A 15,525-nucleotide genomic window follows, 5' to 3' on the forward strand; every position below is an offset into this window, starting at 1 on the left:
TACGATGCGGGGCATGAAGGAGCAATCGGCACAGACGCGGTGGGAGCGGCGTACACAACGGCCGCTGCTGGCGCTGGCCGTCCTGTTCGCCACCGCCTACGCGGTGCCGATCGTGGACGGTTCGGCGGGGCGGACGCTGACGACGGCCTGCCTGGTCGTGGAGTGGGTGGTGTGGGCGGCGTTCGCCGCCGACTACGTCGTGCGGCTGTGGCTGACGTCCGACCGGCGGGACTTCGTACGGCGGAACTGGATGGATCTGTGCGCCGTGGTGCTGCCGCTGCTGCAACCGCTGCGCCTGCTGCGGCTGGTGTCGACCCTGCTGCTGGTGGGGCGGCGGGCCCGGATGGCCTCGCAGATCCGGCTGACGACGTACGTGGCCGGGGCGGTGGTGGGCCTGCTGATGTTCGGATCGCTGGCCGTGCTGTCCGTGGAGCGTGACGCGCCGGGCGGGAACATCCGGACGCTGGGTGACGCGGTGTGGTGGTCGTTCACGACGATGACGACCGTGGGGTACGGGGACCACGCCCCGACGACCGGGGTGGGCCGGTTGCTGGCGGTGGGGCTGATGCTGTCGGGGATCGCGCTGCTCGGTGTGGTGACCGCGAACATCGCCGCCTGGTTCATCGCGCGGTTCGAGAGGGACGACGTGGAGGAGCGGCGGCAGACGGAGGCCATCACCGCGCTGACCGAGGAGGTGCGCGCGCTACGGGTGCAGGTCGCCGCGCTGTCGGAGGAACGCCGTCGCGAGCCCCCGCACCTGGGTGCCGAGAGCACCGTCACCTGAGTGTGGGCCTCCGGCGGGACGCCGGAGGCCCACACTCACTCCCCCCGGCTCAGAACATTCCGTAGCCCGGGGACATGGCCCCCGTCAGCCAGATGAGGGCCAGGAGGGTGTCTATCGCACCAAGGACAAGGGCGATGAGGGCCGGCACCGAGCGGGTGCCCGCCCAGCTGCGGCCCATGGCCAGCCAGCCGCATGCGATGGCCACCGGGCCCAGGACGATGCCCAGTACGAAGAAGCCGGCCACCGCGCAGATGGTGCCGATGATCCCGAGTTGCGCGCGATCCGGCCCGGTCCGTGACCACGTCCGGCCACGTGAGCGGGGGTACTTGCGCGTTCCTTGCCCAAAGCTCGCCATCATCAATGCATCAACTCCCTGAACCTCGCGGTTCTTTCGGGTCGATGAGGCGAGTACCCCCGCTGCGCGATCCATGCCTGACGGTCTGCCGGCGCGCCGCCCCGCTCCGGCAGCGCGCCGCAGCCCGGGTCGCCCTCGTCCTCGTACGCACGTGCCACGGGAGCATGTCGTACGGAGGGCTTGACCCAATGTGACCTGCGGCGCGTGCCCGGCGGGAGGGATCTTCGGGACTGTCACCCTGATAGGTGAGTCCCGCCGACAGGCGCGTCCCGTCAGATGTGGGCCGCTCCCGCGCCCGCTTCCGCGTTCTCGCCGCGCTTGGTCAGGAACGCGACCGCCACCGCCACCGCCGCGACGCCGGCCGCGACCAGCGAGGCCAGGCTCATGCCGGAGATGAAGGTCTCGTGGGCGACGTCGGTGATCTTCGCGGCGATGGCGTCCGGCGTACCCGGCGGCACCGGGGCGACACCCTGCTGGACCGCCTCCGCGGCCTGCCCCTCCTGCGCCGGGGTGAGCGGCGGAAGTCCCGCGTCCGTCCAGTTGCCCGCGAGGTCGCTGTCGACCTTGGAGGCCATCACGGCGCCCAGCACCGCCGTGCCGAGGCTGCCGCCGATCTGCATGGCCGCCTGCTGGAGTCCGCCGGCCACACCGGAGAGCTCCATCGGGGCGTTGCCGACGATGACCTCGGTGGCGCCGACCATGACCGGAGCGAGGCCGAGACCGAGCAGCGCGAACCAGAGCGACATGACGGCGCTGCCGGTGCCCTTGTCCAGGGTCGACATGCCGTACATGGCGAGCGCGGTGCAGGCCATGCCGAGGGCCAGTGGCAGCCGCGGGCCCGTCTTGGTGATCATCGCGCCGGCGAGCGGCGAGCCGACGATCATCATGCCGGTGAGCGGCAGCAGGTGCAGGCCGGCGTCCACGGGGCTGAGGCCGTGCACGTTCTGGAGGTAGAACGTCACGAAGAACAGGCCGCCCATGAACGCGATCGCCATGAGGACCATGAGGACGACACCCGCGGACAGCGGGATCGAGCGGAACAGGCCCAGCGGGATGAGCGGCTCGCGGACCCGCTGCTCCCAGAGGGCGAAGAGCACGAAGCCCACCAGCGAGACCGCGATGAAGGTCCACGTCCGGCCCGCGCCCCAGCCCCACTCGGGCGCCTTGATCAGCGCCCAGACCAGGCAGAACATCGCACCCGACAGCAGGACGATGCCCAGCAGGTCGAAGGAGCGCGGGGCGTTCTTCGCGCGGTGGTCGGTGAGGATCACCGTGCCGAGGACGAGGGCGAGGATGCCGACCGGCACGTTGATGAAGAACACGGACTGCCAGTTGACGTGCTCGACCAGTACGCCGCCGAGGATCGGGCCGCCGGCGGTGGAGGCGCCGATGACCATGCCCCAGATGCCGATCGCCATGTTGAGCTTCTCGGCCGGGAAGGTCGCCCGCAGCAGACCGAGCGCCGCCGGCATCAGCAGGGCGCCGAACAGGCCCTGGAAGACACGGAAGACGATGACCGCGGCGATGCTGTCGGACAGGCCGATGGCTCCCGAGGCCGCGGCGAAGCCGACCACGCCGATGAGGAAGGTCTGCCGGTGCCCGAAGCGGTCACCGAGCTTGCCCGCGGTGATCAGGGAGACCGCGAGGGCGAGGAAGTAGGCGTTGGTGATCCACTGGACCTCGGCCCAGCTGGCCTTGAGGTCGGTGGCGATGGCCGGGTTGGCGATGGCCACGATGGTGCCGTCGAGGGCCACCATCATGACGCCGACGGCGACGGTGATGAGGGTGAGCCACGGATGGCCGCGCAGGCCCTTGACCGGCGCCGGATCCGACGGGCCGGCCGGTGCCCCGTCCCCCGGCCCCGTCTTGTCGATGGTGGTCTGACTAGTCATACCTTCGAGACTAATGACAGTCACTGACAGTTGACAAACCAGTTCACAAGTCGGTAACTGTCACGACACTGACATATAGCCTGATCAGGTAGAACAGTTCGCGGGAGAGGCGTCATGGACACGGTCGGCAACACTCGGTCAGGGCCGCGGCCGGGCCTGCGCGAACGCAAGAAGCAGCGCACCCGGGACGCGCTGCTGCGCGCCGCGGTGGAGCTGTTCACCACCCGCGGCTACGACCACACCACCGTCGACGAGATCGCCGCGGCCGTGGACGTCTCCCAGCGCACCTTCTTCCGCTACTTCTCCGGCAAGGAGGAGGCCGCGCTCGCCCTGGAGACGATGACGGTGGCGCACTTCGTGGAGGCGGTGCGCGCCCGCCCGCCGCAGGAGCCGCCGATGGAGGCGCTGCGCCGCGCGGTGCTGGACGGCTGGGACCGGATCAGCGAGGTCATCGAGGCGGTCGTCCCGGTCGAGCAGTACCTGCGGATGTACCGGGTGATCGAGTCGACGCCCGTCCTGCTCGCCGCGCATCTGCGCCGGTCGGCGGAGACGGAGGAGCAGATGGCGCGGCTGATCGCCGAGCGGGAGGGCCTGGACGTGGACGCCGATCCGCGGCCCCGGGTGGCGGTGGCCGTCTTCGGCGGGGTCATCCGGGTGACCGAACGGCTCTGGAGCACGGGCCCGGACGTCAGTCTGGAGGCCATGCGGGCGCTGGCGGCCCAGTACCTCGATCAGGTGGGACCGGTACTGGCGGGTGACTGGCGCAAGCGCTGAACGGCCGTCCCGGCCGCGGGCGGCAGCGACCCGTGCGGAGCGGCGGCAGGGGCCCGCACACGGCGGAGCGGCGGGGTCATCACGCCGTGCGATCAGGTGACTTTCGTCAAACGTGATCCGCGACACACGGTCCACGCGAGACCCTCCCGTTCTCCTAGTGTGTCCTCCCAGTGACTTCCTTCGACACCTCTCCCTCGCTCAGCGTCTGGCGCGCCCTGCTCGCGCTCGCCGTGGTGTTCGTGATGCTGGCGACCACCGGCTGGACCGCCCTGCGCAACCAGCGGTCGGACGCCCCGCTCCAGCGCTCCCTCTCCGCCTGGGACCGCGGCCGGATCGACGGACACCGGCTGCCGGACCCGGACAGCGCGCCCGGCCGGCTCGCCGCCTTCTTCGCCACGCTCACCGACGGGCAACGGGCCCACCTGGCCCGCCGCTATCCGCTCGCGGTCGGCAACATGAACGGCGCCCCCGTCGAACTGCGCTACCGGGCCAACCGCATCGCGCTCGACCAGGCCCGCACGACCGAGCTGGCGCGCATGCGGGACAGCCGGCTCAGTCCCACCGGGCAGCACGAGGCGGGCCGCCGGATGCACCGCTTCGAGTCCCTGATGGACGCGGACCGGCACATCCTCGCCTTCGACCCCGACGGCTCGGGCCGGGTCGCCGAGGTCTTCGGCGACCTCGACCGCGCCGAGCGGGTCTCCGTCGTCGTCCCCGGCGTCGACACCGACCTGCTCACCTTCCAGCGCACCCAGCGCCGCTACACCGCCCCGGTCGGCATGGCGAAGTCCCTCTACGTCGCCGAACGCGCCGCCGGCGCCGGCACGCGTACGGCCGTGATCGCCTGGGCCGACTACACCGCCCCCGGCGGGCTCGGCATGGAGTCGGCCACCGCGATGCGCGCCGAGGCTGGGGCGATCCGGCTGAACGCGCTGGTGCGCGCGCTGCCCGGGAAGGCGCCGGTCTCGCTGTTCTGCCACAGCTACGGCTCCGTGGTCTGCGGAGTCGCCGCGCACCGCCTGCCCGCCCGGGTGTCCGACATAGCGGTGGCCGGAAGTCCCGGGATGCGGGTCACCAACGCCGCCCAACTGCGCACCTCCGCGCGGGTGTGGGCGATGCGGGACGCCGACGACTGGATCCAGGACGTGCCGTACATGGAGTTCGGCGGGTTCGGGCACGGGGCCGATCCGATGTCCGCCGCGTTCGGGGCGCGCCTGCTGTCGGCACGCGGCGCCCAGGGGCACGCCGGGTATTTCGAACCGGGCACCGGCAGCCTCGCCAACTTCGCCGAGATCGGGGTTGGCGCGTACCGCTCGGTGGACTGCGCCGACGACCGAGGCACATGCCGGGCGGGTTTGTCCGCCGCGTCGACGGCCGGACGCGCGTAGAAGCGCAGAAACTGCGGTCTGCGCAGGGAGGGGACGAAAGAGCTCGTGCCGCATACGATGAGCCGCATGGGTGACGTACTGGCCGGATTTCATGCCGCCTGGGAGTTCGAGTCCGACTCCGTGCTCATCCGCTACGAACGGGGGATTCGCACACCCAAGCTCTTCCAGGCGCTGGGCGAGCGGCGGGTGCCGCTGTCGGCGCTGCAAGGGGTGACGCTCTCCCCCGGGCGGCGCGGCACCGTCGTGCTGCGCGCGGAGCCCCGGCCGGGTGCCGATCCGCTGATCGAGGCGGCGGCGGGGCAGTTGAAGGAGGGCAGCGATCCCTACCGGCTGGTGCTGCCCGCCGAACGCGAGACGCTGGCCGAGTACTACGCGGACGAGCTGCGGACGCTGCTGACCGAGGCGGGGCCGGCGGACCGGCACCTCGTGGCCGCGCCCGAGGTGCCGTTGCAGTTCAAGGCGTACGACGGCAAGGCCTCCTTCGACGGGACGTCGGTGGCGTTCCGGTGGTTCTGGACGGGGGCGTCGTCGGCGAAGTGGAAGGCCGGCGACCAGAAGTTCGCCGTCGAGGACCTGAGCGGCGTGGAGTGGCGCTCGCCGGAGGCCTTCGAGGGCTATCTGCGGCTGCTGCCGCGGGACGCCGGGGAACAGCCGGCGCAGGCCGACCAGGATCCGGCGGCGGTGGTGTTCGGGCTGGGGTACGGACCCGTGCACGAGTCGTTGCCGTTCGCGGCGGCCGTGCTGCACGCGGTCCGCTCGCGCACCGCCACGGCGGCGGTCGCCGTGGCCGCCGCCGCACGCCGGGATCCCGCGGACATCGCCGAGCGGATCCGGCATCTCGGGGAGTTGCACCGGGCCGGGCTGGTGACGGACGAGGAGTTCTCCTCCAAGAAGGCCGAGTTGCTGGCCGAGCTGTGAGCGCGGGCCGCGGGATCTACTCCCGGCCCGCCGACGTGAACGTCATGTCCGCGTAGCGGCTGCCCGCCACCTTGTCGGCCACGGCGTCCAGGACGGCGAGTTCCCCGTCGGAGAGCCTGATCCGGGTCGCGGCCGTGTTCTCCTCGACGCGCGCCGGCCGTCGCGTCCCCGGGATCGGGACGACCGGAAGGCCGTGCACGGACGTCTGCTGCTGGACCCAGGCCAGGGCGATCTGGCCGGGCGTCGCCCCGTGGGCGGCGGCGACCTCGCGGATCGGCTCCAGGAGCGCCGCGTTCGCCGTCGCGTTGTCCCCGGTGTAGCGGGGCTGCTGGCGGCGGAAGTCGTCGGCGGTGAGGTCCTGGTCGGCGTTCACGAACGAGCCGGTGAGGAAGCCGCGTCCGAGCGGGGAGTAGGGGACGAGGGTGACGCCCAGCTCCCGGGCGGCCGGCACGACCTTCGCCTCGATGTCCCGGCTGAACAGCGACCATTCCGACTGCACGGCGGCGACCGGGTGCACCGCGTGCGCGGCGCGCAGTTCGTCCGCGGTCACCTCGCTGAGTCCCAGATGCTTGACCTTGCCCTCCCGGACCAGGTCGGACATCACGCCGACGGTCTCCTCGATCGGCACCTTCACGTCCCGGCGGTGCATGTAGTAGAGGTCGATCGCCTCGACGTCGAGGCGCCGCAGGCTCGCCTCGACGGCCTGGCGTATGTACGGGGGATCGTTGCGCACGACCCGCCGGGTGGGGTCCTCCGGCGGGATCGCGAGGCCGAACTTGGTCGCGATCACGACCTCGTCCCGGTGCGCCCGGAAGAAAGGCGCCAGGAACCGCTCGTTCTCCCCGGTGCCGTAGGCGTCCGCCGTGTCGTAGAGCGTGACCCCGAGCTCCAGTGCCCGCTCCAGGGTGGCCCGGGACTCGTCCGCGTCGCTGGGGCCGTAGGCGAAGCTCATGCCCATGCAGCCGAGGCCCTGCACGCCGACCTCGGGTCCGTCCTCGCCGAGTCGTGCGGTGCGGATCGTGATCTCGGTCATCGGGTGCTCTCCCCTTCGTGCGGCGCGCGCGGCACGGGGGTGCGGCCCGCGTCGCCGTAGAAGCTGATCTTGCGGTCCAGCACGGCGAGCGTGTCCCGGAGTTCGGCGATCCGCTCCAGGACGTCCCGTCGCGTCGTCTCCAGCAGTTCGCGGCGCTCCTCGTAGGTGGCGTCGCCCTCGCGCACCAGCTCCGCGTACCGCACCATGGCGGCCACCGGCATGCCGGTCAGGCGCAGCTTGCCGACGAGGTCCAGCCAGTCGAGGTCGCGGTTGCTGTAGCGGCGCTGGCCGGTGTGCGAGCGGTCGATGTGGGACATCAGGCCGATCCGCTCGTACCAGCGCAGGGTGTGCGCGGACAGGCCCGTGAAGGCGACGACCTCGCTGATCGTGTAGCGGTCCTGGCCGTCGGGGCGCGGGTGCCGGCGGGGCGGGGCGGAGCAGATGTCGGTGCGGGTGGCGCCCTCCTCCGGGGGCGCTTCCGGAGCCCGCTGCCGGGCCCGCTCGGTGGCTGCTGCCGTGGTCTGCATCACCGTCATGAATCCCACGCTATGACCTTGGAGTGCACTCCAGGCAAGCGTGGGCGGAAAGAGGCCGTAAGAAAACCGCAGGACCCACGGGAGACGCTGTCGTTACCGTGCGGACCATGAGTCTCGTACGCCGTGCCCTGCCCGACGACGCCGGTGAAGTGCTGCGCCTGCGCCAGGTGATGATCGACTCGGTGCACCCGGGGAGCCCGCACGCCACCGGGTGGCACGCCGAGTCCCTGCCCGGGCTGCGCGCGCGGCTGGCCGAGCCGGACGGGGACTTCGCGGCCTTCGTCGTGGACCGTCCCGAGCGGCCGGGAACGCTGGCGGCGCTGGTCGCCGGGACGCTGGAGTACCGGATCGGCAAGGCGGGCAACCCGGGCGGCCGGGTCGGGTACGTCTTCAGCGTGGCCACGGACCCGGACGCCCGCAGGCGCGGGTACGCGCGCGCGTGCATGGTCGAGCTGCTGGAGTGGTTCCGTGAGCGGGGGGCCGGTCAGGTCGACCTGACCGCGTCCGCGGACGCGGAGCCGCTCTACGCGTCGCTCGGCTTCGCGCGGACCGGGGACCCCTTCCTGCGGCTGGTGCTCTGAGCGGGACTAAGGTCGGGGCATGTCCTTGGAGAGCTTGGGGTTGATCGACGGCTGGCCGGTGCCCACCGCGGCGGCGGGGGTCGCACGGGCCGACGGTGCGGTGCTGGGGGTGCGGGGGCCGGCCGACCGGCGGTTCCCGCTGGCCTCGGTGACCAAGCCGCTGGCCGCGTACGCCGTGCTGGTGGCCTACGAGGAGGGCGCGGTCGAGTTCGACGAGCCGGCCGGGCCGCCCGGGTCGACGGTCCGTCACCTGCTGGCGCACACCTCGGGACTGGCCTTCGACGAGCACCGGGTGACCGCGCCTCCCGGGCAGCGGCGGCTGTACTCCAACGCCGGGTTCGAGCAGCTCGGCGACCACGTGGCCAAGGCGACCGACATCCCGTTCGCGGAGTATCTGCGCCAGGCGGTGCTGGAGCCGCTGGGCATGGCGTCGACGTCCCTGGAGGGCTCCCCGGCGAAGGACGGCGTCTCCACCGTCGAGGACCTGCTGCGGTTCGCCGCCGAGATCCAGGCGCCGCGCCTGCTCGACCCGCGCACGGTGGCCGAGGCGACGAGCGTGCAGTACGCCGGGACGAAGGGCGTGCTTCCCGGATACGGCCTGCAGAACCCCAACGACTGGGGGCTCGGCTTCGAGATCCGCGGCTCCAAGTCGCCGCACTGGACGGGGGCGCACTCGTCACCCCGGACGTTCGGGCATTTCGGTCAGTCCGGTACGTTCCTGTGGATCGACCCGGAGGCGGGGCTCGCCTGCGTCGCCCTGTCGGACCGGGCCTTCGGACCCTGGGCGGTCGAGGCGTGGCCGCCGTTCACGGACGCGGTGCTGGCGGAGACCCGGGCGGCCTGACGGCCGTCAGGTCATCTCCCACATCAGCAGCTCCGCCCGCGTCACCCCCACCGCCTCGCCGTCCTTGGCGTCCGTGATGCGGGCCGCGTCGCCGGGGCCGAGGCGTTCGCCGTCCAGCGCGATCTCGCCGTGGACGACGTGGACGTAGACGTGCGGGGCGTCCGGGACCGCCGTGCGCTCGCCGGGCGCCAGCCGGCGCACATGCAGCATCGCGCCGGCCTCCGGGACCGCGTACGGCGTGGCGTCCGCGATGCCGTGGACGATCTCGTAGGCCGGCTCGCCGCCCGGTACGAGCGGGGCCAGCCACATCTGCACGAAGGTCAACGGGCCCTCGCCGTCGTTGCGTTCGACGTGCCGTACGCCGGACGCCGCGCTCAGCCGCTGTACGTCACCGGCGCGCACGACCGTCTCGTGCCCCGTCGAGTCGCGGTGCGTCAGCTCGCCCTCGGCGACCCACGTGACGATCTCGGTGTGACTGTGCGGATGCTCGGCGAACCCGGCGCCCGCGGCCAGGCGCTCCTCGTTGCAGGCGATCAGCGCGCCGAAGCGCAGGTTGCCGGGGTCGTAGTGGGGGCCGAAGGAGAAGGCGTGCCGGGACTCGATCCCGGCCTCGGTGTCGCCCCCGGGGTAGCGCTCACCAGAGCGCCGTACGTCCATCACGGCACCCACCGTAGCCCCGCGCGGACCGGTCGCGGACCGCACCGCGCGGCGGTCCGCCGGGCCACCGGAGCCGCCACCGCCGAGCCGGCCCGTCCGCCCCCGGGCACGCCGGACACCCCCTGCGAACACGGTGGGCGCCCGCTGCGGAAAGGCGGCCCCGGACCCCGAGGCCGCGGGGTCGTGCGCCCGGTCCCCACCCGGCGACACGTGTCCGCGCCCGGATAAGGCAGTCTTGTCCCGTGCCCGAACCCGAAACCAGCAACGCCCGGACCGCCTCCCACGGCGTGCATCCGCACTCCGCGACCCTGAAGCGGCTGGAGAAGTCCTCCGGCAGTCTCGCCGCCCAGGCCATCGCGCGGATGGACGAGACGCTGTCCTGGTACCGGGCCATGCCCCCGGAGAACCGTTCCTGGATCGGGCTGGTCGCGCAGGCCGGTATCGCCGCGTTCACCGAGTGGTTCCGGCACCCGGACGCCCCGCAGGCGATCTCCACCGATGTCTTCGGCACCGCTCCGCGCGAGCTGACCCGGGCGATCACGCTGCGGCAGACCGTGGAGATGGTGCGCACCACGATCGAGGTCATGGAGAGCGCGATCGACGAGGTCGCCGCTCCCGGCGACGAGCGGATCCTGCGGGAGGCGCTGCTGGTCTACGCCCGGGAGATCGCCTTCGCCACCGCCCAGGTCTACGCGCAGGCCGCCGAGGCACGCGGCGCCTGGGACGCGCGCCTCGAGTCACTGGTCGTGAACGCCGTGCTGAGCGGCGAGGCGGACGAGGGCGCGGTGTCCCGGGCCGCGGCACTGGGCTGGAACGCGCCCGAGCATGTGTGCGTGGTGCTGGGCACGGCACCCGACGGTGACTCCGAGCTGACCGTCGAGGCGATCCGGCGCGCGGCACGGCATGCCAAGCTCCAGGTGCTGACCGGGGTGCTCGGCGACCGGCTCGTGGTCATCGCGGGCGGCAGCGACAACCCCCTCGCCGTCGCCAGGTCGCTGATCGGGCCCTTCGCCGCCGGTCCGGTGGTCGCCGGGCCGATCGTGCCCGACCTGCTGGCCGCGACCCGGTCCGCGCAGGCCGCCGCGGCGGGCCTGAAGGCGTGTTCTGCCTGGCAGGACGCGCCCCGGCCGGTGCTGGCGGACGATCTGCTGCCGGAGCGCGCGATCGCCTCGGACCCGAGCGCGCGCGAGCAGTTGGTGGAGGAGATCTACAGACCGCTGGAGGAGGCCGGCTCCGCGCTCCTGGAGACGCTCAGCGTCTATCTCGAACAGGCGAGCAGCCTCGAAGGCGCCGCCCGGATGCTCTTCGTCCATCCCAACACCGTGCGCTACCGGCTTCGACGTGTGACTGACGTCACCGGTTGGTCGCCATCCGATGTACGTTCCGCGTTCACGTTGCGCATCGCGCTGATCCTGGGGCGTCTGGCCGATGGGGATCTCCAGCCATAGTCTTTTGTCGGGGGCCCACAAAACCCCCTGCCGTTCTTCGTCCTTGTCCCCACGGGCGGCCGTGCCCGTAACCAAGAGAGAGTGTGAGAGTGCTCGTACTCGTCGCTCCCGGCCAGGGCGCTCAGACGCCCGGCTTCCTGACCCCCTGGCTCGAACTGCCCGGTGCCGCCGACCTGGTCGCCTCCTGGTCGGACGTCATCGGACTGGACCTCGCCCACTTCGGCACGCAGGCCGACGCGGACGAGATCCGCGACACGGCCGTGGCGCAGCCGCTGCTGGTCGCCGCGGGGATCCTGTCGGCCGCGGCACTCGGTGACATCTCGCCGGGCGCGGTCGCGGGCCACAGCGTCGGTGAGTTCACCGCCGCCGCCTTCGCCGGCGTCCTCGACGACACCGCCGCGCTGACCCTGGTGCGCAAGCGCGGCCTGGCCATGGCCGAGGCCGCCGCGGTCACCAAGACCGGGATGTCGGCGCTGCTCGGCGGCGACCCCGAGATCACCGTGCCGCACCTGGAGAAGCTGGGCCTGACCCCGGCGAACGTCAACGGCGCCGGGCAGATCGTGGCCGCGGGCACGCTGGAGCAGCTCGCCGCGCTGAACGAGGACAAGCCCGAGGGCGTGCGCAAGGTCGTCCCGTTGAAGGTGGCCGGCGCGTTCCACACGCAGCACATGGCACCGGCCGTCGACAAGCTGGCCGCCGCCGCCCGGGAGCTGACGCCCTCGGACCCGAAGCTCACCTACGTGTCGAACAGCGACGGCCGCACGGTGTCGACCGGCGCCGGGATCCTGGAGCGCCTGGTCGGCCAGGTCGCCAACCCGGTGCGCTGGGACCTGTGCATGCAGACCTTCCAGGAGCTGGGCGTCACCGCGCTGCTGGAGGTGTGCCCCGGCGGCACCCTGACCGGCCTCGCCAAGCGTGCCCTGCCCGGCGTGAAGACGCTGGCCCTGAAGACCCCCGACGACATCGACGCGGCCCGCGAGCTCATCGCCGAGCACGTCTGACGCCCTGCTGACGCCTTAAGGAGCCGACTGCAACATGGCGAAGATCAAGCCCAGCAAGGGTGCCCCGTACGCGCGGATCCTCGGCGTGGGCGGCTACCGGCCCATCCGGGTCGTGCCGAACGAGGTGATCCTCGAGACGATCGACTCGTCCGACGAGTGGATCCGTTCGCGCTCCGGCATCGAGACCCGGCACTGGGCGAACGACGAGGAGACGGTCGCCGCGATGTCGATCGAGGCGTCCGGCAAGGCGATCGCGGACGCCGGGATCTCCGCCGAGCAGGTCGGCGCGGTGGTCGTCTCGACCGTCACGCACTTCAAGCAGACCCCGGCCGTCGCCACCGAGATCGCCGACAAGCTGGGCACGGCCAAGGCCGCGGCCTTCGACATCTCGGCCGGCTGCGCGGGCTTCGGCTACGGCCTGACGCTCGCCAAGGGCATGGTCGTCGAGGGCAGCGCTGAGTACGTGCTGGTCATCGGCGTCGAGCGGCTGAGCGACCTGACCGACCTGGAGGACCGCGCGACGGCCTTCCTGTTCGGTGACGGCGCCGGCGCGGTCGTCGTCGGCCCGTCGACGGAGCCCGCGATCGGCCCCACGGTGTGGGGTTCCGAGGGCGACAAGTCCGAGACCATCAAGCAGACCGTGGCGTGGACGGACTACCGGGCCGGCGAGGTCGAGCGGTTCCCCGCGATCACGCAGGAGGGCCAGGCGGTGTTCCGCTGGGCCGTCTTCGAGATGGCGAAGGTCGCGCAGCGGGCGCTGGACGTGGCCGGGGTCGACCCGGCCGACCTGGACGTCTTCATCCCGCACCAGGCCAACGAGCGGATCATCGACTCGATGGTGAAGACACTCAAGCTGCCGGAGTCCGTCACGGTCGCCCGTGACGTCCGCACCACCGGCAACACCTCGGCCGCCTCGATCCCGCTCGCGATGGAGCGGCTCCTGGCGACCGGCGAGGCGAAGAGCGGCGACACCGCGCTCGTCATCGGATTCGGGGCGGGTCTCGCCTACGCAGCGACGGTCGTTACTCTCCCCTAGGCACTCCGTGCCGGACCATGCCGGTCCGGCACGGAAGCAGCACCGCCACACCCTCTGGAACACTACGAAGGAGCGCCTGACATGGCCGCCACTCAGGAAGAGATCGTCGCCGGTCTCGCGGAGATCGTGAACGAGATCGCCGGGATCCCCACCGAGGACGTCCAGCTGGACAAGTCCTTCACCGACGACCTGGACGTCGACTCGCTGTCCATGGTCGAGGTCGTCGTCGCCGCCGAAGAGCGCTTCGACGTGAAGATCCCGGACGACGACGTCAAGAACCTCAAGACCGTGGGCGACGCGACCGAGTACATCCTCAAGCACCAGTCCTGAGGCCCCCCGGCCGGATGCCTCCGGCCCCGCCACCCGGCGGTGGCGCCGCTGAATCCTCGTATCCGTTGGAGAAAGAATTCCCGTGAGCCCGACCAATCGCACCGTGGTCGTCACCGGTATCGGCGCAACCACACCGCTGGGTGGCGACGCAGCCTCTACCTGGGAGGGCCTGGTCGCCGGACGTTCCGGCGTCAAGCCCCTGGAGCAGGAGTGGGCCACCGACCAGGCGGTCCGCATCGCCGCGCCGGTCGCGGTGGAGCCCACCGAGACCATCCCGCGGCCGCAGGCCCGTCGCCTCGACCGCTCGGCGCAGTTCGCGCTGATCGCGGCGCAGGAGGCGTGGGCCGACGCCGGCTTCACCGCCAAGGCCGGCGAGGACCCCGAGATCGACCCGGACCGGCTCGGCGCGGTCATCGCCTCCGGTATCGGCGGCGTGACGACGCTGCTGGATCAGTACGACGTGCTCAAGGAGAAGGGCGTTCGCCGCGTCTCCCCGCACACCGTCCCCATGCTGATGCCGAACGGCCCCTCCGCGAACGTGGGTCTGGCCGTGGGCGCCCGGGCGGGCGTGCACACCCCGGTCTCCGCGTGCGCGTCCGGCGCCGAGGCCATCGGCTACGCCATCGAGATGATCCGCTCCGGCCGCGCCGACGTCGTCGTCGCCGGTGGCACGGAGGCGGCGATCCACCCGCTGCCGATCGCCGCGTTCGGCAACATGATGGCGATGTCCAAGAACAACGACGACCCGCAGGGCGCTTCGCGTCCCTACGACGTCGACCGCGACGGCTTCGTCCTCGGTGAGGGCGCCGGTGTCGTCGTCCTGGAGTCCGCCGAGCACGCCGCGAAGCGCGGCGCGCGGGTGTACGCCGAGGCGGTCGGCCAGGGCATCTCCGCCGACAGCCACGACATCGTGCAGCCGGAGCCCGAGGGCCGCGGCATCGCGCACGCCCTGCAGAACCTGCTCGACCGGACCGACCTGGACCCGGCCGAGATCATGCACGTCAACGCGCACGCGACGTCGACGCCGGCCGGTGACATCGCCGAGCTGAAGGCGCTGCGCAAGGTGTTCGGTGACGACGCCGACCACATGGCGGTGTCCGCGACGAAGTCGATGACCGGGCATCTGCTGGGTGGCGCGGGCGGTGTCGAGACGGTCGCGACCGTGCTCGCGCTGTACCACCGGGTGGCTCCGCCGACCATCAACGTCGAGAACCTCGACCCCGAGGCCGAGGCCAACGCCGATGTGGTGCGGGGCGAGGCGCGCAAGCTGGCCGCCGACGGGCGGATCGCGGCGCTGAACGACTCGTTCGGGTTCGGTGGGCACAACGTGGTGCTGGCGTTCCGGACGGTCTGATCCCTTCCCGGCTACGGCGATGGCCCGGACCCCCGTCAGGGGGGGCCGGGCCATCGCCGTTCTCAGGCGCGTTTCAGACAACCTGGTGGAGCCAGCGGACCGGGGCGCCCTCGCCCGCGTAGCGGAAGGGCTCCAGTTCGTCGTCCCAGGGCTTGCCGAGGAGTTTGGCGATCTCGGCCTCCAGGTCCGTCTCGCCCTGCTGGGCGCGGACCAGGGCCGCGCGCAGGCGGTCCTCGGGGATCAGGATGTCGCCGTGGATGCCGGTGACGGCGTGGAAGATGCCCAGGTCGGGGGTGCAGCTGTAGCGCTCGCCCTCGGCGGTCGGGCAGGGCTCGGCGGTCACCTCGAAGCGGAGCAGGTGCCAGCCCCGCAGCGCCGAGGCGAGTTGGGAGGCCGTGCCCGGCTCGCCCTGCCAGGAGAACTCGGAGCGCCAGGTGCCGGGCGCGGCCGGCTGCCGGATCCAGTCGAGGTTGACGCGCGTGCCGAGCACCCCGGCGACGGCCCACTCGACGTGCGGGCACAGCGCGCGCGGCGCGGAGTGCACGTACAGGACTCCACGTGTCGTCACCGGGACCTCCGGGCTGAGCGTGCGTG

17 protein-coding genes are annotated in these 15,525 nt (G+C 72.1%); 11 read left to right on the forward strand and 6 right to left on the reverse strand.

All coding sequences use genetic code 11. The features are described from left to right. Positions 1 to 13 precede the first annotated feature (13 nt). Positions 14 to 784, forward strand: coding sequence for a potassium channel family protein (locus ACZ7LV_RS09070; protein WP_471937288.1), 771 nt, complete (start codon positions 14 to 16; stop codon positions 782 to 784). A gap of 49 nt (positions 785 to 833) precedes the next feature. On the opposite strand, the gene ACZ7LV_RS09075 is transcribed toward ACZ7LV_RS09070, so the two are convergent. Both ACZ7LV_RS09075 and ACZ7LV_RS09080 read right to left on the reverse strand, forming a co-directional pair. Next, the gene (locus ACZ7LV_RS09075) at positions 834 to 1,142 is read right to left on the reverse strand and encodes a small hydrophobic protein (RefSeq protein ID WP_471937799.1); all 309 of its coding nucleotides are present in this window, start codon (positions 1,140 to 1,142) and stop codon (positions 834 to 836) included. A gap of 269 nt (positions 1,143 to 1,411) precedes the next feature. Continuing rightward, positions 1,412 to 3,031 carry an MFS transporter gene (locus ACZ7LV_RS09080; protein WP_471937290.1) on the reverse strand — a complete coding sequence of 540 codons (1,620 nt, stop codon included), beginning with the start codon at positions 3,029 to 3,031 and terminating at the stop codon, positions 1,412 to 1,414. A gap of 114 nt (positions 3,032 to 3,145) precedes the next feature. On the opposite strand from ACZ7LV_RS09080, the gene ACZ7LV_RS09085 reads away from it, so the two are divergent. From ACZ7LV_RS09085 to ACZ7LV_RS09095, 3 genes are all read left to right on the forward strand, one after another. Continuing rightward, complete coding sequence (locus ACZ7LV_RS09085) at positions 3,146 to 3,805, forward strand: TetR family transcriptional regulator (protein WP_471937292.1); 660 nt, start codon at positions 3,146 to 3,148, stop codon at positions 3,803 to 3,805. Between the two features lie 170 nt (positions 3,806 to 3,975). Next, entirely contained in the window at positions 3,976 to 5,193 is a 1,218-nt protein-coding gene (locus ACZ7LV_RS09090) for an alpha/beta hydrolase (RefSeq protein ID WP_471937294.1), read from the forward strand. A gap of 66 nt (positions 5,194 to 5,259) precedes the next feature. Then, on the forward strand, positions 5,260 to 6,111 hold the full coding sequence (locus ACZ7LV_RS09095; protein ID WP_471937296.1) for a DUF4429 domain-containing protein: 852 nt from the start codon (positions 5,260 to 5,262) through the stop codon (positions 6,109 to 6,111). Between the two features lie 16 nt (positions 6,112 to 6,127). On the opposite strand, the gene ACZ7LV_RS09100 is transcribed toward ACZ7LV_RS09095, so the two are convergent. Then, positions 6,128 to 7,144, reverse strand: a complete 1,017-nt coding sequence (locus ACZ7LV_RS09100) for an aldo/keto reductase (protein ID WP_471937298.1) — start codon at positions 7,142 to 7,144, stop codon at positions 6,128 to 6,130. Next, positions 7,141 to 7,680, reverse strand: a complete 540-nt coding sequence (locus ACZ7LV_RS09105) for a MerR family transcriptional regulator (RefSeq protein WP_471937300.1) — start codon at positions 7,678 to 7,680, stop codon at positions 7,141 to 7,143. Before ACZ7LV_RS09105 ends, ACZ7LV_RS09100 begins: the two co-directional genes overlap by 4 nt. 107 nt (positions 7,681 to 7,787) lie before the next feature. Here ACZ7LV_RS09105 and ACZ7LV_RS09110 point away from each other — a divergent pair, with 107 nt between their 5' ends. Both ACZ7LV_RS09110 and ACZ7LV_RS09115 read left to right on the forward strand, forming a co-directional pair. Then, a complete protein-coding gene (locus ACZ7LV_RS09110) occupies positions 7,788 to 8,261 on the forward strand; it encodes a GNAT family N-acetyltransferase (RefSeq protein ID WP_471937302.1) in 474 nt (157 codons plus the stop codon). A gap of 19 nt (positions 8,262 to 8,280) precedes the next feature. Then, on the forward strand, positions 8,281 to 9,105 hold the full coding sequence (locus ACZ7LV_RS09115) for a serine hydrolase domain-containing protein (protein WP_471937304.1): 825 nt from the start codon (positions 8,281 to 8,283) through the stop codon (positions 9,103 to 9,105). A gap of 6 nt (positions 9,106 to 9,111) precedes the next feature. Here ACZ7LV_RS09115 and ACZ7LV_RS09120 read toward each other — a convergent pair whose 3' ends face one another. Continuing rightward, positions 9,112 to 9,762: a pirin family protein gene (locus ACZ7LV_RS09120; protein WP_471937801.1), complete on the reverse strand. Its 651-nt coding sequence runs from the start codon at positions 9,760 to 9,762 to the stop codon at positions 9,112 to 9,114. A gap of 242 nt (positions 9,763 to 10,004) precedes the next feature. On the opposite strand from ACZ7LV_RS09120, the gene ACZ7LV_RS09125 reads away from it, so the two are divergent. From ACZ7LV_RS09125 to fabF, 5 genes are all read left to right on the forward strand, one after another. Further along, a complete protein-coding gene (locus ACZ7LV_RS09125) occupies positions 10,005 to 11,210 on the forward strand; it encodes a PucR family transcriptional regulator (RefSeq protein WP_471937306.1) in 1,206 nt (401 codons plus the stop codon). Positions 11,211 to 11,299: 89 nt separating this feature from the next. Beyond that, complete coding sequence (locus tag ACZ7LV_RS09130) at positions 11,300 to 12,211, forward strand: ACP S-malonyltransferase (RefSeq protein WP_471937308.1); 912 nt, start codon at positions 11,300 to 11,302, stop codon at positions 12,209 to 12,211. Positions 12,212 to 12,245: 34 nt separating this feature from the next. Continuing rightward, positions 12,246 to 13,247 carry a beta-ketoacyl-ACP synthase 3 gene (locus tag ACZ7LV_RS09135; RefSeq protein WP_471937310.1) on the forward strand — a complete coding sequence of 334 codons (1,002 nt, stop codon included), beginning with the start codon at positions 12,246 to 12,248 and terminating at the stop codon, positions 13,245 to 13,247. A gap of 81 nt (positions 13,248 to 13,328) precedes the next feature. Further along, the gene (locus tag ACZ7LV_RS09140; protein WP_141312265.1) at positions 13,329 to 13,577 is read left to right on the forward strand and encodes an acyl carrier protein; all 249 of its coding nucleotides are present in this window, start codon (positions 13,329 to 13,331) and stop codon (positions 13,575 to 13,577) included. Between the two features lie 82 nt (positions 13,578 to 13,659). Then, on the forward strand, positions 13,660 to 14,931 hold the full coding sequence (gene fabF, locus ACZ7LV_RS09145; RefSeq protein ID WP_471937312.1) for a beta-ketoacyl-ACP synthase II: 1,272 nt from the start codon (positions 13,660 to 13,662) through the stop codon (positions 14,929 to 14,931). A 73-nt stretch (positions 14,932 to 15,004) separates the two neighbouring features. On the opposite strand, the gene ACZ7LV_RS09150 is transcribed toward fabF, so the two are convergent. Beyond that, the gene (locus ACZ7LV_RS09150; RefSeq protein ID WP_401676804.1) at positions 15,005 to 15,499 is read right to left on the reverse strand and encodes a DUF3145 domain-containing protein; all 495 of its coding nucleotides are present in this window, start codon (positions 15,497 to 15,499) and stop codon (positions 15,005 to 15,007) included. Positions 15,500 to 15,525: the final 26 nt, after the last annotated feature.

Source organism: Streptomyces sp. NPDC107562 (genome assembly GCF_055657325.1).

Coding starts and splice junctions, on each gene's coding strand:
- ACZ7LV_RS09135 (WP_471937310.1), top strand. CDS start 12,246: ATGGCGAAGATCAAGCCCAGCAAGGGTGCCCCGTACGCGCGGATCCTC.
- ACZ7LV_RS09140 (WP_141312265.1), top strand. CDS start 13,329: ATGGCCGCCACTCAGGAAGAGATCGTCGCCGGTCTCGCGGAGATCGTG.
- ACZ7LV_RS09085 (WP_471937292.1), top strand. CDS start 3,146: ATGGACACGGTCGGCAACACTCGGTCAGGGCCGCGGCCGGGCCTGCGC.
- ACZ7LV_RS09100 (WP_471937298.1), bottom strand. CDS start 7,144: ATGACCGAGATCACGATCCGCACCGCACGACTCGGCGAGGACGGACCC.
- ACZ7LV_RS09105 (WP_471937300.1), bottom strand. CDS start 7,680: ATGACGGTGATGCAGACCACGGCAGCAGCCACCGAGCGGGCCCGGCAG.
- ACZ7LV_RS09120 (WP_471937801.1), bottom strand. CDS start 9,762: ATGGACGTACGGCGCTCTGGTGAGCGCTACCCCGGGGGCGACACCGAG.
- ACZ7LV_RS09070 (WP_471937288.1), top strand. CDS start 14: ATGAAGGAGCAATCGGCACAGACGCGGTGGGAGCGGCGTACACAACGG.
- ACZ7LV_RS09080 (WP_471937290.1), bottom strand. CDS start 3,031: ATGACTAGTCAGACCACCATCGACAAGACGGGGCCGGGGGACGGGGCA.
- ACZ7LV_RS09115 (WP_471937304.1), top strand. CDS start 8,281: ATGTCCTTGGAGAGCTTGGGGTTGATCGACGGCTGGCCGGTGCCCACC.
- ACZ7LV_RS09110 (WP_471937302.1), top strand. CDS start 7,788: ATGAGTCTCGTACGCCGTGCCCTGCCCGACGACGCCGGTGAAGTGCTG.
- ACZ7LV_RS09075 (WP_471937799.1), bottom strand. CDS start 1,142: ATGATGGCGAGCTTTGGGCAAGGAACGCGCAAGTACCCCCGCTCACGT.
- ACZ7LV_RS09095 (WP_471937296.1), top strand. CDS start 5,260: ATGGGTGACGTACTGGCCGGATTTCATGCCGCCTGGGAGTTCGAGTCC.